The organism is Pedobacter sp. MR2016-24 (assembly GCF_026239655.1).
Classification (GTDB): domain Bacteria; phylum Bacteroidota; class Bacteroidia; order Sphingobacteriales; family Sphingobacteriaceae; genus Pedobacter.
Genome location: NZ_JAPIVO010000001.1, coordinates 277,782 through 294,659 on the forward strand (window position 1 = coordinate 277,782; position 16,878 = coordinate 294,659).

Genomic DNA, 16,878 nt, shown 5'->3' on the forward strand with positions numbered 1-16,878 from the left:
CAAATTGGTTTATGCAAGCAGAGAAGAGAGTCATAGAATTAGTAGAAGAAAAAATTTCGGACAGACCGGAGTTGTTTTTGGTTGAGGTAAAGATGTTGCCTAACAACAAGCTTATTATTCATGTTGATGGTGATGAAGGAATAAGCATACAGGATTGTGCAGCGATAAGCAGACATGTTGGTTTTCATCTTGAAGAAGAAAATGCCATAGAGAAAGCTTATAATTTAGAGGTTTCTTCCCCTGGTGTAGGAGAGCCCTTAAGATTAAAAAGGCAGTACGAGAAAAATATTGGCCGTGAAGTAAGTGTTAAGCTTGCAGGCGGCGATATTAAAGAAGGAAAATTGCTTGGAGTAAATGAGCAATCAATTACAATCGAGGCAAAGGTGAAAGAAAAAGGTAAGAAAGCACAATTGGTTGAAACCAGTCTGGACTTTAGTAATATAATAGAAACAAAGGTTTTAATTTCATTTAAATAAAAATGAGTAATATTAATTTAATCGATTCATTTCAAGAATTTAAAGAATTCAAGAACATCGACCGTCCTACGGTGATCAGTGTGCTGGAAGAGGTATTTCGCAGTATGTTGCGTAAGAAATATGGTACTGATGAGAATTGTGATGTAATTGTTAACCCTGACAATGGTGACTTAGAGATCTGGCGTACAAGAAAAGTAATGGAAGATGGCTTTTCTGAAGACGATGATCTTGAAATTGAACTTGCAGAAGTGAAGTTGTTGGATGCAGATATGGAAGTTGGTGACGACTACATAGAGCAGATTACTTTAGAAAGTTTCGGTAGAAGGGCTATTTTAGCTGCACGCCAGACTTTAGTATCTAAAGTACTTGAATTAGAGAAAGACGAGATCTTTAAGAAATATAAGGACAGAGTTGGAGAGATCGTAACGGGAGAAGTTTACCAGGTTTGGAAAAAAGAAACTTTGGTACTGGATGATGAGGGCAATGAGTTAATGATGCCTAAAACTGAACAGATACCAGCAGATTATTTCAAGAAAGGTGATACTGTACGTGCGGTAATCTTAAAGGTGGATATGATGAATAGCACACCAAAGATTATTATCTCCAGGATTGCTCCTGAGTTTTTACAGCGTTTGTTCGAAATCGAAGTTCCTGAAATTTTTGATGGTTTAATTACCATCAAGAAAATTGTTCGTGAACCCGGAGAGCGCGCTAAAGTTGCTGTAGAATCTTATGATGACAGAATTGATCCGGTAGGTGCTTGTGTGGGTATGAAAGGATCACGTATCCATGGTATCGTGAGAGAGCTTAAAAATGAAAACATTGATGTAATCAATTTTACAAACAATGTATCATTGTATATCACAAGGGCATTAAGTCCTGCCAAGATTACTTCAATTAAGCTGGATGATGTAACTAAACATGCTGCAGTTTATCTGAAGCCTGATCAGGTTTCTTTGGCTATTGGCCGTGGTGGACATAATATTAAACTTGCCGGTAAATTAACTGGTTATGAAATTGATGTTTACCGTGAAGCTGGTGAAGAAGATGAAGATGTGGATATCGAAGAATTCTCGGATGAAATCGATAGCTGGATCATTGACGAGCTGAAAGCAATCGGATGTGATACAGCGAGAAGTGTATTGGCATTATCTGTTGATGAGCTGGTAAAAAGAACTGACCTGGAAGAAGAAACTATTAAAGAAGTTATCAGTATATTACAGTCAGAATTTGAATAAGCGTTGACTTGGTGAGGCAACTATGAAATTATAGCCCAAAAAGCATCAATTAATTTCACAGTGCTTCATAACCGTTAAAAAACAAATATATACGGATGAAAAAACAAGAATAAACGTTACTTTTGTATAAGAATTAGAAAAAAATAGGATAATCAATGTCAGACGACAAACCAATAATTTTATTCAAAGCAGTTAAGGAACTTAACGTAGGGATAGCTACGGCCGTTGAGTTTTTGGAAAAGAAAGGCTTTTCTGTTGAGAATAAACCCACTACAAAACTCTCCCGCGATATGTATAATGCATTATTGAAAGAGTTTCAGGGAGATAAAATCGTAAAGGAAGAAGCCAATCAAATTGTTATAGGTAAAATTCGTCGTGATGAGCCTGAGGTAACTGAGAAAGTTGCTGAGGCGCCTAGAAAAAATGTAGAATTTGAAAACGAAGGTATTTTAATCAAAAACCTTCATTCCTACACTCCTCCTCCAGTTGAGAAACAGAAGGAAGAAGTTGCTGTTCCTTCTGCGGAAGTTACAGCAGAAAAGGAACCTGAAAAGGTTGAAGAAGGCACATTAAAAGGTGTTAAAATTGTTGGGAAGATAAATCTTGACGATTTAAACTCAAAAACACGGCCTGTTAAGAAAGAAGAAGTTCAAACTCCTGAAGAGGTTAAACCAGCAGCTCCGGTAACTCCGGTTGTAGCTGAAGAGAAGCCTGCAGAAGTTATTGCGGAAGTACCTAAAGTTGTACAGGAAGAAGTTAAACCTGTAGAGCAGCCGGTTGCCGAAAAACCAGCTGAGGTTGCAAAACCTGAAGCTGTTAAACCTGTGGAGGATATTAAAATAGAAGAAAAACCTAAACCTGTGGAATCACCTGTTGTTAAAGCAGAGCCGGTTAAAGAAGTAATTACACCAAAAGTTGAGAAGCCTGATGAAGTTGAGGTAATCAAAGCACGTTCGGTGAAACTTTCCGGACCAAACATTATTGGTAAAATTGTCTTGCCGACAACGCCTGAACGTAAATCGCAACCTGTTGCTTCATCTGCTGACAGCAATGATGCGAAAAGAAAGCGTAAGCGTAAAAAAACTCCGGGAGCACCTGGACAGCACCAGTCAGCTGGTGGTAACCAATCTCCTGCCGGTCAGCCGGGGGGTACTGCTGCCACTCCTGCAAAACCTGCCGGAGCACCAACATTTACCAACAGACCTGATTTCAGGAACAATACTAACAATACAGCCAACAGGCCTAACTTTAGAAACAGCAAACCGGGAGCACCTGGAGGCGGATCTAAAGAAGAACCTACGGAAAAAGAAATACAGGATCAGATTAAAGCAACTCTTGCACGTTTAAGCGGAGCTGGTAAATCTGGTAAGTTTGCTCAGCGTGCGAAACTTCGCCGTGGTAAACGTGATGACGTTGCTTTGTCGGCCGAAGAAGCTGCAATGGAACTGGAATCGCAATCCAAAGTGTTAAAAGTAACAGAATTTGTTACTGCAAACGAATTGGCCAGCATGATGGATGTACCCGTTACCAAAATTATCGGTACATGTATGAGTCTGGGTATGTTCGTTTCCATTAACCAGCGTCTGGATGCAGAAACACTAACTATTGTTGCTGATGAGTTTGGTTACGAAATACAATTCGTTAAACCGGATGATGAAGGTGACAGTATAGTTGAAGAAGCAGATGCTCCGGAAGATTTAGTTCCAAGAGCACCGGTGGTTACGATCATGGGTCACGTCGATCATGGTAAAACATCGTTACTGGATTATATCAGGAAAGCGAATGTTGTAGCTGGTGAAGCGGGTGGGATTACGCAGCACATTGGTGCATACATGGTAACTACGCCTACGGGTAAAAAAGTAACCTTCTTAGATACACCTGGTCACGAAGCCTTTACAGCGATGCGTGCGCGTGGTGCGAAAGTTGCGGATATCGCGATTATCGTGGTTGCGGCAGACGATGCTGTGATGCCTCAGACAAAAGAAGCAATCGCCCATGCTCAGGCTGCAGGCGTTCCTTTAGTCTTTGCCTTCACAAAAATTGATAAACCGGGAGCAAACTCTGATAAGATTCGTGAACAATTATCGATCATGAATATTTTGGTAGAGGATTGGGGTGGTAAATTCCAGTCACAGGAAATCTCGGGTAAAAGCGGATTGAATGTAGATTTGCTTTTAGATAAAGTATTATTGGAAGCTGAATTATTAGAATTAACAGCTAATCCTAATAAACGTGCTACAGGTAGTGTAATTGAAGCTACTTTAGATAAAGGGCGTGGTATTGTAACTACTGTACTGGTACAGAAAGGAACCCTGAGAGTAGGTGATCCGATTTTAGCAGGTAGTTACAGCGGTCGTGTAAAAGCGTTATTCAATGAGCGTGGTCAGAAAGTTGATCAGGCAGGTCCATCGGTACCGGTACAGGTATTGGGTATGCAGGGTGCACCTACAGCGGGTGATAAATTCAATGCTGTAGAGAATGAGTCTGAAGCGAGAGAGATCGCAAACAAACGTTTACAATTGATGCGTGAGCAGGGACTGAGAACACAGAAACATATCACACTGGATGAGATTGGCCGTCGTTTAGCAATTGGTAACTTTAAAGAGCTGAACCTGATTGTTAAAGGTGACGTGGATGGTTCAATTGAAGCCCTTGCGGATTCATTATTGAAACTGTCAACTGAAGAAATCCAGATCAATATCATCAGTAAAGCAGTGGGTCAGATTTCTGAGTCTGATGTATTGTTAGCTTCGGCTTCTGATGCGATTATCATCGGTTTCCAGGTTCGTCCATCGTCAGGTGCGAGAAAGCTTGCTGAGGCTGAGCAAATCGATATTCGTTTGTACTCTATCATTTACGATGCGATCAATGAGATCAAAGCGGCGATGGAAGGTATGCTTGCTCCTGAATTCCAGGAGAAAATCACTGCAAACGTGGAAATCAGAGATACATTCAAAATTACTAAAGTGGGTACCATTGCAGGTTGTATGGTATTGGATGGAACAATTACACGTAACAGTAAGATCCGTATCGTTAGAGATGGTGTGGTAGTTTACACAGGTGAACTTGCTTCATTGAAACGTTATAAAGATGACGTGAAAGAAGTTGCAAGAGGCTACGAGTGTGGTCTGAATATCCAGAACTTTAATAATATCGAAGTAGGTGATATCGTTGAAGCTTACGAACAGGTAGAAGTAAAAAGGAAGTTGTAATTTTACAACAACATATAGTATCAAGAGCCGTTGCAATTTGCAGCGGCTTTTTCTTTGTCAATGATTATTTATGAAATCTACTGCTCCGATTATCCTATTTGTTTACAATCGGCTTGAACACACAAAAAAGACTGTTGAAGCACTGCAACAGAATTTTCTCGCAGCTGAGAGTGAATTGTATATTTATTCTGATGCAGCAAAGAATAGTGAGGCCAAAATTGCTGTTGATGAGTTAAGGTCATATTTAAACACCATCCGCGGCTTCAGGAGTGTGCATATTGAGCTTCGTGAGAAAAATCTGGGTGTTGATGAGAACATTGTTCGGGGTGTAACGGAGATCATAAATGAAAAAGGTAGGGTGATTGTACTTGAAGATGATCTCGTCACTTCTCCCTGGTTTTTGAAGTACATGAATGACGCCTTAGATTTTTATGAGAATGAAGAAAAGGTAATATCAATCCATGGTTATACCTATCCCGTCAAGGAAAAATTAAAAGAAGTATTCTTTTTAAAGGGCGCTGACTGCTGGGGATGGGCTACCTGGAAAAGAGGCTGGGACTTACTGGAAATTGATGGCAGGAAATTATTAGACCAGTTTACGGACGAAAAACTTAAGACTGATTTTAACTTTAATAATACATATGACTACATTGGCGCATTAACAAGACAGGCCAATGGTGAAACTAAAGAATGGGATATAAGATGGTATGCCTCCGCCTTTCTTGCGGATAAATTAACACTTTATCCGGGCTCATCTTTGGTCGGGAATATAGGCCACGATGCCAGTGGTTCTCATTGTGGTGTAAGTAATCTGTATGACGTTATATTATCTGGGGTGGCTATTGATGTCGAAACTAAAACTATTCCAGATGAGGAGGCTTATTTGGCGTTTGCGAACTTTTTTAGGAGTATTTCAGCTACTCCCCGAATTGAGAAGAAAAGCTGGTTTTCATGGTTTTTTCAATGATGAACTTGCGATCCTGTAGTCCTTTTTGTTAAAACAGGATTAATAAAATACTTAATTTAGCTTTATTCCTGTTTTTATTCGGTGCTTTAAAAACAAGTTGAACCATTTCGATACTCTATTTTTCCCATAAAGATTGGCGCATCTTGAATGATAATCAAGTATAGTATCTTTTGAAAGCGGTGTAATTAAGGTATTTCTGCCTGAAACGGGAATCTGTAGATGACTTAGAATTAGATGCTCCAGACTTTCTACAATTTTTTGAGCCTTATATGCCGTATCTATCTTCAGTTTCGAGGCAGCTGATAACTCGGCATGCTTGTTTTTATCATTGTACAAAAACATCAGGGCAGCAGCTATATTCTTCTTATTTCTTTTGACAACGAGGCCTGTTTGTTCGTTGTCTACTACCTCAATTTGTGCGTTGTCTCTTTCTTCAGTACTAATGGTGACTACCGGCGTGCCAACAGTCATTGCCTCTGCCATCACCATTCCAAAGCTTTCCCCTATCTGGCTGGCCGCAAGAAAAACATCCATTGTTTTATAATAGTACAACAACTCCTGAATGTTTGAAGTTGTATCAAATATTATCAGTTTCTCTGAAATCCCGAGCTCTTCAGCATGTTTTCTTATACGTGGAGTAATGCCTATTAATAAAAATCTGGCATTGTTAACCTTTTTGGAAAAAGAAGCAAATCCGTCTAACGTGATTAAGTCAAACTTTTGATCGTCTGCTCTTCCAACCCGGCCAATAATAAAATAGTTATTTAAATTATGCTGATTTTTAAAGGCTAATAATTTATTGTCATCTGGAGCTAAAGAATTGATATGGTCAACATCAACAGGATAGGGTAATACTTTCCTTTTGGAAATGAAATTATCTTGAAGATTTCTATCTAGATTCATCCTTCGTACCAGAATCATTTTTGATATGTAAAGATCATAATCAATAAGATCATAAAAAGGTGAGTCTTCATACAACCCAAAAACATTGGTTTGTATAATTACTTTAGGCCTGTTGTTTCTGATAATATTAAAAAGATTGTGATCCAGAAGCCCGTTTCCATGCCAGTGAAATACATCTGTTTCACGAAGAATTTCAGCCATCTTATCATAGTCTCCGTTAATCACAATTACCTTAATCCCGAGAGCTTCAATTAAATTAACCCTTTCCCCACCGCTTAGAAAAGCAACAACACTAATATCAAATAGATCTTTGTCTAAAAACTTACTGAATAACTGTAGGGCATATTCTGTACCTCCTAGTCCCAACTGATTTACGGCTTCTACAACTTTTATCTTTTTCATATTTAAACTCAAAAATGAATTTTCTATCTATTATCTATACTGGAACAATATGTCTACCCGATAAATTATATTCCGAATAGTGCTAATCGCTAAGCTTGGCAAAGGTATGTTCTTTTATTAATATTATAACTTAATTGCGGATTACTTAGAAATGCATGTAAAATATTATTTATATGGATATATTTGTTGTCGTTGTATTCAATACCTGCCTCCTTAAAAAAGTGCAGGAGAAAGGTCTATCGCAATTAATATCATATATTCTCCAATGAAAACTTTAAAAATCGGCTATCTTATTTCCTATGATTATGAATTCGTTAAAATGTCACTTTCAAGGGTGTATGATTTTGCTGATGAAATATTTTTTGCGATAGATGCTGATCGTCTCACATGGTCAGGAGAAAATTTTACAATAAAAGATGAATTTTGGGATTGGATCACTCAATTTGACAAAGACCGAAAGATCAGGATTTATCAAGATAAATTTTATGTTGCCGACTTAACCCCCATGCAATGTGATACGAGAGAAAGAAATATGCTGGGGAAATTTATGGGAAAGGCTGACTGGTACATTCAGATTGATTCTGATGAGTATTTTGTAGATTTTTCAGCATTTATTGCAAAGCTCAATAATTACGATACTGAACTTCCAACAACGGTATATTGTAGTGTGGCTACTTTATTTAAAGAACTGCCTTCTGGATTTTTGTTAATCAATGAGTCGCTGGAGACATTAAGTTTCGCAACTAACAACCCGGTCTATGATTTGGCCAGAAACAATACATCAGGAAATATTCATATACACTGGAATGATCTCGTTCTTCATCAGAGTTGGGCCAGAAGCCCGGAAGAGATTCAGCAAAAGCTAAATAACTGGAGCCATAAAAATGATTTTAATGTGAATAGCTTCTATAAATTATGGAATGCTATTGATGAATTCAATTATAACTGCCTGTCAAACTTTCATCCTTTGTACTCATCTACGTGGCCGAATCTGCATTACATTAAAGGAAATTTAAATGCTATCCTCGACTCTCCTAATTTGGGTGATATCCGCGGCATAAACCCACCAGCTGCAAAAAAGAAAAATCTCTTGTCCAGGTTGTGGATGAAGCTTAAATCGAGGTAGTATCAGTATTAATAAATCGTTTAATTTTCCCCATTACACTATTCTGTCGGATACTTAATGACGTTAGTAGCGTAAAAACGTCTAGTTCTTTCTCTTTTTTGTCTGTTGCAGAAATTAGAATTCTAAATGGGGAAAGAAATAAGAGGCTTATTTTCTTTATCGGTCTCTGATATATTTTATGCTTGATACGGTTGGCTAGATAATATTTATCCAAAATCTTATTCCCTTCTTTAAAGCCATCAAACAATTTAGCCTTATAAGCTAAATTAAGCCTCGCTAAAGACATGTAGTGCTGAAACCTTAAGCAAGGGTCATAATAGAGAGTATAACCTTTTAACAGCAGCCTTTGGCAATATTCAGAATCTTCTCCTGCTGTAAGTTTACCGCCCATTCTGCCCACGAGCAAAGACGGAAAATTAGAATACATTTGCTGGTAGAGTTTTGTCCTCGTACCCATTCCGGCTCCCCATAGATGTCCGCGAGAGGATATATCGCCTGCCACAGTTCCTTGTTTACCAACGGCGTATCCCTCTTCAAAATCTTGAAACCAATCTGGGAATTTCCCGTTTTCAGAAACAGCAATACCGTCTCCACCTGCTGCTCCGGCCTCAGGATGCTCCTCCAGGATAGCATACATCCGTTCAACATAATTTTTATCAAGCCAGTTATCATCATCGCAGATAATACTGTACTCAAATTCTGCGAGAGAAAAGGCTTGTTCCAGAGCATATATCTTTCCCTGTCTTATTTCTCGTATCACCCTGAATGGCACACTGCTGGACACTCTGTATTTTTTCCATGTCTCTTTGGCTATTACGGCTGAGTCATCTGTAGAATCATTGTCTACTACAATAATCTCCCAGCTAATAGTCTGATTAAATGATTGGGCAGCGAGATGTGCTAAGGTTTCTGGTAATCTCAAGGCCCCATTATAGGTACAAACAATAACTGTGATCCCTTTTTTCATGTATGCTTTCGATTATCTTTTGATTTTTTTCCAGAATGCTGATGCCCTCAGCAAAAGAGGTTTGAATTTTGGGGTAAGGCATTGCTCAAATAACAACTGTATTTCGGCTTTATTTATTTTTTCAATTGAGTGTCTCACTTTTAAGTATATAAAATATTTTTGCTTAAATGCCCTGTAGTAGATGCGTTCGGATATTAGGCCTTCCAGGAAGATGGTATTCAGTATTTTCAGCTCTTCAAGGAAGTTTAAACCACTCTTGTATGCCTTACCGCTTACATCATTATCATGTTTCCTAAAATAGTTTAACACTTTACCGCTAATGTGCACTTTTCCAAGTTTCGCCAGGCTGATCCAGAACAGCCAGTCACCACAAAATTTAAAATTGGTATAATCATTAGTGATCTCTTTAAATTTCTCTTTTTTCCATATAGCCATACTAGCGTTAAAGATGGAAACCTGCAATGACATATTTTTTTCAATAAATTCAGCGCCATCTATTAATTCGGACAAATGGTGATGGTTCGACTGGAAAATAATTTTTCCAGTTTCATCAACGCAGGAAGACTGGCAATAACTGATTACGCAATTATCGTCTTTAATGATTCCTTTTATAAGATCTTCAAGTAAAGTTGCCTCGCACCAGTCGTCACTCTCCGCAATCCAGATATATTCTCCCCGTGATGCTTCAATGCCCTTTCTCCATTGTATAAACGGACTTCTACTATTTTTCTCATTATATATGATTTGGGAGACTTTTGGATTGTTCCTGTAGTTCTCAATTATTTCTTTACTATTATCAGTTGAACAGTCATCTAAAATCAGTACCTCAAAATCCTGATAGGTTTGTGCTAATATGCTTTCAATTCTCTGGACAAGATATTTGGAATGATTGTAGTTTGGAACTATAACTGAAACTCTGGACATGATATTATATAAATTTAAAGATCACCAGTCATTAATTCTATCGCTTTTGCTAAAGCGGGAATGCTGACGGTGATATTTGCGGAAAACGTATCTTTATGATCGCTTTTGTTAGACAGATAATAATAATCATGATCTAGTGCGGACGATAAAGAAAAGTAGCAATTGTTGTGGCTGTCGCCTTCATTCCTCAACTCAAGGATTTTTCCTTTTTTATGCATGAACATCATATTTGTGAGCCCAGCTCCATGCAAGCCTATCAGGGATTTAGTCTCAGACATGATACCGAGTTGCTCTTTAAAATTATAATCTTCGAAATAATGAATCTCATAATTGAATTGCTTCAGTGTTTCTATCACTTCCTGTTCATTGAGGATCTTTCGGCGGGAGGCTTTTTCTCTGCTAACGTAGATGTTCCTATCCGGCATCTTTTTGGGGATTAAAAATCTATCTCTGATTTTATTGATCAATTCTGAATTGAAATTTCCGGTTGGTGCGGTATGAGAACAGGAAATTAGTTCTTTAATACGGAGTCTTTTATTAGGAACATAGTAATGCGCATCGTAATTCAAAATTTCAAGTGTATCTCGAATGTATGATTTGGTTTTGTATGATTCAGGAAGAATGATCCTGAAGTTATTCTTTTTAGTATCTCTACTATTCAAATAGGACGTTTCTTCCAATGCAAACAAACGCGTTAATGCATCTGTGAACCAGTGAAAGTATTCTGAACTAAATTCATCAGTAATCCATATTGCTTTATCCAGCTTTTGAAAAGGGCGGAAATAAAGACTTATTTTTTTAAAAATCCGTTTTTTATCAGCGCTTTTGGTTCGGCTAAATTGTTCATAAAATTTACAATTCTGCAGATTAAAAATGACCTCTCTTAAAATATCCGAATTTATTAAGCGCAATACTACAGTTTCTTTGATATCAAGTGAAAGCTCATGTTCAAAAAGGAATAAATCCTCGTTCAACATGTTTTTTGGCTGTATTCTTATTTCCCGACGTGATGGTACAATTGTTTCGAAGCTCATATTATCTTAACTGCTCTCACATTTTTACAATATTTATTTCTTCCTGCCTGCTGGAAGGAATAGAACAAGCATTGTCATAAACGCTTTAAGGATCTTCCAAAGTACACGATTTTCTTTTATAATAAAAAATTGTTGTACTCTCTTCTCCTTTATTTGGGAGATTTGCTGATAGTCTGCTACAAATGCCGGGAAATACTTTTTGAGGGAAATGTTTCTTTCCTTATGCATTTGGGCATGGTTTTCAACGTTTGAAGATATGCCAGTGGCATCATAGTCCGTAACAATAAAATCTAAATGTTTGTGAGGCACATTTTCTTTACATATAGCATAGATAAAGAATTCCCAATCAGACACTATTTTGAAACCTTCATTATAAAAAAATATTTCTTCAAAAAGTGATCTTTTAATGAAACTGGCCTGGTGTGAAATGTTATGTTCAACAAAAAACTGGAATGTCAGCTGTTTGGGGAAGCTCCGTTTGTTTTTTTTGTCAGCTTCCTCATAAATAATGTCGCCATAATAAATTCCGTAATTGCCATTTATTTTATGAGTAACAGTACTTAATACTTGATTGTCATGCAGACTGTCTCCACTATTGAGGAATAATATATATTGACCTCTGGACACGCTAATCCCTTTATTCATTGCATGGTAAATCCCATTATCTGGCTCGCTTACCCAATATGTTAGCTTATCTTCATATTTTTCTAATAATTCTTTACTGCCATCAGTACTATTACCATCGATAATAATGAACTCATAGTCTGAAAATTCCTGTTTAATTACGCTCTCTATGGTCTTCTGCAGACCTGCAAAATTATTATAAGAGACAGTTATGATGCTTATTTTTTTTGCATTCATTATATAATAGCTGTAAATAATTCTTTAAGCTGGGCTTTTACGTTTTCGGGAGAGTAACTCTGAATTGAATCATAGGCTGCCTTATTTATTTTTGACCATAACTCCTCATTATTATATAATAAAATGATTTTCCTGGAAAATTCCAAACTGTCATCCGCGCTTAGTACATTAAGCCCGTCTGTTAAATTCATCCCCTCAAGTCCTATGGCAGTGGAAACAATTGGCAAACCAAATTCAAGACTCTGACCAATCTTTCCCTTCATACCTGCCCCATATCTTAATGGTGCAATAAAAACTCTGCTATTAAGAAAGTATGAAGATACATCATTGAGATAACCTGGAACAATGACTTTTTCTGAGGCAAGCGCAAGGACTTCAGCAGATGGATCACTACCTAATAAATAAACAGGAATATCACCTAATTTATGCCAGACCATTGGCATAATATCATTAATTAACCACTTTACTGCATCTATATTAGGGTCATGTTTATAGCCTCCTATAAATAACAACCCCTTCCTCTCCGGAAAGGGAACCTGATTTAGGATTTGAACTGTTTCGTGAACATTTGGAATTACCGTAACATTTTTTATTCCTTCTTCGGCCAATATATTTTTTTCAATTTCAGTAACAACAATAGTTGCATTACTAGAGACGGCAAGTCCCAATTCCAGTTTTTTCGTTTTTAGAGCTTTCTTTTTTAGCTTTGAATCGTTATGGTTTTCTGCCTGACGCAGCATTCTCAGATAATGAAGATCCACCGTATCGAATATTGTTTTTGTTTTCCTACGCAGCAGTTTCTGGTATTTGTGATTAAGAGCAGGCCTTGATATCCATGCATAATCTATTGTATCAAGACGTTGTTTCAGGAGCGCTATGTTTTTAACAGCAGGAGTGCTGATAAGCACTTCTATATCCATCCTTTTAAGGTCATCATAGTATGGCAAAGTTGCTTTTCCATCTTCAGGAAAAAAAATCACGTTAAATCCTATTTCCCTGAATAATTTTAACAGCTCAAATAATCTTTTTGATCCGGATGATTTATCATAATACGGCACATAATCGTCTATAACTAATAATGTCTTCACCTTGGAATCTTCAGAAAATGACAATTTATGATTTTCAGAAGATTTGGGAAATCTTAGTAGCTGAGCTATATTCTTTACTATATTTTTAATCATTGATATGAGTTAGGATGCGTTTAACTTTGACTCTCTTTGATAATGAATTTTATCCGTGAAAATAACGACTTCTTTCTGGTGTAAAATATTTTTTCCGAGTTAGCTATCAATAAATAACACAAGTAAAAGGAGAAAGTGGTATTCAGTAATAATTGGTAGGCATGCAAAAGTTTACTGATTAAATATTCAGTTTCTTTTGGATTGAGAGGGTGATCACGAAATATGTTCAGGTTTCTGACTCTCCTGTCTTTATCATTTATGGTATCTTTTACTGTAGAGTTTGAAAGGTGTCTCCTATGATACACCAGTGTATCCATTATAAAATCAAGGCGACCTAGACATGCTGCTGTATAAGCCATCCACCAATCGTAATACATATTTTCAGGAAATGGGCCTGTGTGTGATAAAAGCTCTTTATTAAAAAAGCAGGCGTGGCCAGAAATTGAATTATTGTAAAGTAGGTAAGCGGTACATTGTCCTTTCACAAAACGATGACCATCAGACATCTTTCCTGTAAGAGATCCATTATGGTCTATAATTGCTGAGTCGTGGTATAGGAGGAGGTTATCATCTATGCTGGCCATCATCAGGGATATTTTATGTAAATCCCAGATATCATCCTGATCTGCTATGGCAATAAAACTACCCTTACAGAGCGAAAGTGCTCGTGCAAAATTTTTGTTAAAGCCTAAATTTTCCTCGTTTTTGTACAACCTGATCTGATCATTTCTTTGCTGATACTGTTCCAATAAAGTGTAAGTACCATCACTGGAACAATCATCCACAATGACAATTTCTAAGCTTGGATAATCCTGCTCAGTAAGTGAGTCTAATTGCTCTCTGAGATATTTTTCTCCATTATAAGTACATACCGCAATTGAAATTAATGCTGGTTCCATTAGCTGGTCTTTTTCTTAAAACCATTATACATTCTCACAAAAAACAACGATATGGGATTTCCCATCAGTCTGCCGATTAAGGAGCCTGAAAGATGGAATACGGTGATATTGGTTTGTAACCAGCGACTTCTGAAAAAATGATTATATTTTTTAATAAGCGCGTTACGGGTCTTATAAAAGTCTTTGTCGGGATTACCCCTGCTTTTATGCGTCAGATCAAAATCAATTACATACGCGGAGTAGCCTTTAATACTAGCTTGCAAACATAATTCCGTTCCATATAGATGAAAGCCTGTTAAGTCGCTGGACAGGCTTAAACTCGCTTCGTTCTTAACCAATAGAAAATTTTCGTCCAGCGTATTCACCGCCAGGGGGAATTTACCTTTACTATTTAGAGGACCATTGGGGTAGGTAATATGGTAAACAATATGATTCGGGCCGGCAGCACCTGCATTGCCACAAACAGCCCATTTGGGATCTATGTGATCAAGCTGATTTAAGCGCGATTTCAGAGCATCGAAATCATCTTTATGAATCAGTACATCCTGATGGCATATAATAATATATTTGCCATTAGATTGGCGTAAAAATTGATTTAGACCCTTGTAAGCATCAAAAGTACAACCTTCACTATTGTCGATATATAAAAACTCACAATTCTCGGTGCTGAAACCTTTATTAATAAAAGTAGCCAGCATCTCGGAATACTCATCTTTTCGGGTTACCAGCGTACAAATTGAAAATTCAAAAGGATATTCTGGCGACTTAACAGACCTGGATATATCGATTAAATTATTCATAGTTAGTCAGTAAAAGCCTGCATATCTATAAGACGTTTGTACAAACCGTTATGAGCGATAAGCTCTGTATGACTTCCCATTTCTTTAACCTGCCCCTGATCAATAACAGCTATAACGTTTGCGTGCTGGATGGTACTTAGCCTGTGTGCAATTACGATAGAAGTACGGTTTTGCATTAAATTGTTGAGTGCTTCCTGCACCAGTTTTTCAGATTCTGTATCTAATGCTGATGTTGCTTCATCCAATAGCATGATCGGAGGATTTGCCAGTACGGCACGGGCAATACAGATTCTTTGTCTTTGTCCGCCAGATAACCTGTTGCCTCTGTCACCAACAAACGTATGGTAACCGTTTTCCTGCTTTACGACAAATTCATGTGCATTTGCAATTTTTGCGGCAGCTGTAACTTCTTCCTGCGTAGCATCTGGTCTTGCAAAGGCTATATTATTAAAAATGGTATCGTTAAATAAAAAGGACTCCTGGTTTACAATACCCATTTGTGACCTGAGACTTTCTGCGGTGATATCCTTGTAATCCAGACCGTCAATTCTTACAGTTCCTGATTTTGGATCATGGAATCTAGGTAAGAGATCCATCAGTGTACTTTTTCCACCCCCGGAAGGACCGACCAAAGCAACCGTCTGCCCCTTGGTTATCTTTATGTTAATACCCTTCAAAACTTCATTGGTGCCATAATTGAAATAGACATTATCGAGTGTTAGCGATTCCTTGAAACCAGCTATTTCAATAGCATCGGACTTGTTTTCAAAATCCGGTTTAGTATCTATTAAGGCCAGGACTCTTTCCCCCGCTGCAATCCCGGAATGTATACCACTAAAAGAGTCACTGATAGCTTTTACAGGCTGCATTACCTGAGAAAATATGGCTATGTACATTATAAATTGCGCTGGACTAAATTCTTTACTTCCTGAAATAACCAGTCCCCCGCCATATAATACGATAAAAACTACCACCAGAATACCTAAGGATTGTGAAACTGGAGAAGCCAATTGCTGTCGGCGTGCCATTTTCCGGTTAAGGTTGGAGTAAAACTCATTTTCCTGATGAAATTTATCCTTAATAGCCGGGGTCGAATTAAAGGCTTTAATAATTTTGATCCCGCTTAATGCTTCGTCCAGGAATCCAATCATTTTTGCAAAAGATTCATGAGCTTCAGTTGCCTGAGCTTTCAAACGCTTAACAATTTTGCTGATGATTAGTCCAGATACAGGGATGACAAGCAATGAAAAAAGTGTAAGTTTTACAGATATACTGAGCAAAACAACAACAAAGAATATCAGCTGGATGGGTTCTTTAAACAAGACCTGTAAAGTGTTAGTCACGGTATATTGTACAACCTGTACATCGGATGATACTTTGGACATAATGTCTCCCTTACGCTCATTATTGAAATAACCTATGTTAAGATCCATGATATTATTAAATACTTTTTTACGAAGATTGAGAAGGGTGTGCACCCTTAGATCTTCCATAAAACGCTGAGATAAGTAACGGAAAAGGTTTCCCAGGATGACTGATGCAAGTATCACGCTACATACGATTTGCAATGTTTCCAGTTTTCCATTGTGGACAATAGAATAATCAACGTAGTGATTAAATTTGGCAAGAAGGTCAAAACTTGAAGCCGATGTTTTAATCAGGGCTGTACTTGCAGAAGCGTCTTTTGTTGCAAAAAGTGTATTTAATAATGGTGTTAGAAGCGTGAAGTTAAATGTATTAAAAAACACAGCTAATAATGTGGCAATGATATAAGGGATTGCAAACTTTTCTATGGGCTTTGCAAAGGATAATAAACGAAAATATATTTTCATGTAATATTTTAAAGGTTCGTATGAAAGAAACAGGTGCAAATATAAGGTTTATTTAT

At 37.4% G+C, this 16,878-nt stretch carries 14 protein-coding genes; 5 read left to right on the plus strand and 9 right to left on the minus strand.

Annotation, left to right across the window (positions count from 1 at the left end; genetic code table 11):
- Positions 1-11 precede the first annotated feature (11 nt).
- From rimP to OQX62_RS01295, 4 genes are all read left to right on the plus strand, one after another.
- Entirely contained in the window at positions 12-476 is a 465-nt protein-coding gene (gene rimP / locus OQX62_RS01280) for a ribosome assembly cofactor RimP (RefSeq protein WP_265829484.1), read from the plus strand.
- A gap of 2 nt (positions 477-478) precedes the next feature.
- On the plus strand, positions 479-1,714 hold the full coding sequence (gene nusA, locus OQX62_RS01285; RefSeq protein WP_265829486.1) for a transcription termination factor NusA: 1,236 nt from the start codon (positions 479-481) through the stop codon (positions 1,712-1,714).
- A gap of 155 nt (positions 1,715-1,869) precedes the next feature.
- Positions 1,870-4,926, plus strand: a complete 3,057-nt coding sequence (gene infB, locus OQX62_RS01290) for a translation initiation factor IF-2 (protein ID WP_265829487.1) — start codon at positions 1,870-1,872, stop codon at positions 4,924-4,926.
- A 70-nt stretch (positions 4,927-4,996) separates the two neighbouring features.
- Positions 4,997-5,893 (plus strand): glycosyltransferase family 2 protein, encoded by an 897-nt coding sequence (locus OQX62_RS01295; protein ID WP_265829488.1) that lies wholly within the window; start codon positions 4,997-4,999, stop codon positions 5,891-5,893.
- 51 nt (positions 5,894-5,944) lie between these two features.
- On the opposite strand, the gene OQX62_RS01300 is transcribed toward OQX62_RS01295, so the two are convergent.
- Positions 5,945-7,198, minus strand: coding sequence for a glycosyltransferase (locus tag OQX62_RS01300; protein WP_265829490.1), 1,254 nt, complete (start codon positions 7,196-7,198; stop codon positions 5,945-5,947).
- 265 nt (positions 7,199-7,463) lie between these two features.
- Between OQX62_RS01300 and OQX62_RS01305 the strand changes: the two genes are divergently transcribed.
- Positions 7,464-8,324, plus strand: coding sequence for a hypothetical protein (locus tag OQX62_RS01305; RefSeq protein ID WP_265829492.1), 861 nt, complete (start codon positions 7,464-7,466; stop codon positions 8,322-8,324).
- On the opposite strand, the gene OQX62_RS01310 is transcribed toward OQX62_RS01305, so the two are convergent.
- The 8 genes from OQX62_RS01310 to OQX62_RS01345 all read right to left on the minus strand — a co-directional run bounded on the left by OQX62_RS01310 (position 8,311) and on the right by OQX62_RS01345 (position 16,822).
- Positions 8,311-9,291: a glycosyltransferase gene (locus OQX62_RS01310; protein WP_265829494.1), complete on the minus strand. Its 981-nt coding sequence runs from the start codon at positions 9,289-9,291 to the stop codon at positions 8,311-8,313. The genes OQX62_RS01305 and OQX62_RS01310 overlap by 14 nt on opposite strands.
- A 12-nt stretch (positions 9,292-9,303) precedes the next feature.
- A complete protein-coding gene (locus tag OQX62_RS01315; protein WP_265829496.1) occupies positions 9,304-10,215 on the minus strand; it encodes a glycosyltransferase family 2 protein in 912 nt (303 codons plus the stop codon).
- Between the two features lie 14 nt (positions 10,216-10,229).
- On the minus strand, positions 10,230-11,192 hold the full coding sequence (locus OQX62_RS01320) for a glycosyltransferase family 61 protein (RefSeq protein ID WP_265829498.1): 963 nt from the start codon (positions 11,190-11,192) through the stop codon (positions 10,230-10,232).
- A gap of 90 nt (positions 11,193-11,282) precedes the next feature.
- Positions 11,283-12,110, minus strand: coding sequence for a glycosyltransferase family 2 protein (locus OQX62_RS01325; RefSeq protein ID WP_265829500.1), 828 nt, complete (start codon positions 12,108-12,110; stop codon positions 11,283-11,285).
- Positions 12,110-13,291 (minus strand): glycosyltransferase, encoded by a 1,182-nt coding sequence (locus OQX62_RS01330; RefSeq protein WP_265829502.1) that lies wholly within the window; start codon positions 13,289-13,291, stop codon positions 12,110-12,112. The genes OQX62_RS01325 and OQX62_RS01330 overlap by 1 nt, the downstream gene beginning before the upstream one ends.
- 20 nt (positions 13,292-13,311) lie before the next feature.
- A complete protein-coding gene (locus OQX62_RS01335; protein ID WP_265829504.1) occupies positions 13,312-14,190 on the minus strand; it encodes a glycosyltransferase in 879 nt (292 codons plus the stop codon).
- Positions 14,190-14,990, minus strand: coding sequence for a hypothetical protein (locus tag OQX62_RS01340; RefSeq protein WP_265829506.1), 801 nt, complete (start codon positions 14,988-14,990; stop codon positions 14,190-14,192). Before OQX62_RS01340 ends, OQX62_RS01335 begins: the two co-directional genes overlap by 1 nt.
- 2 nt (positions 14,991-14,992) lie before the next feature.
- Complete coding sequence (locus OQX62_RS01345; RefSeq protein WP_265829507.1) at positions 14,993-16,822, minus strand: ABC transporter ATP-binding protein; 1,830 nt, start codon at positions 16,820-16,822, stop codon at positions 14,993-14,995.
- Between the last annotated feature and the right edge of the window lie 56 nt (positions 16,823-16,878).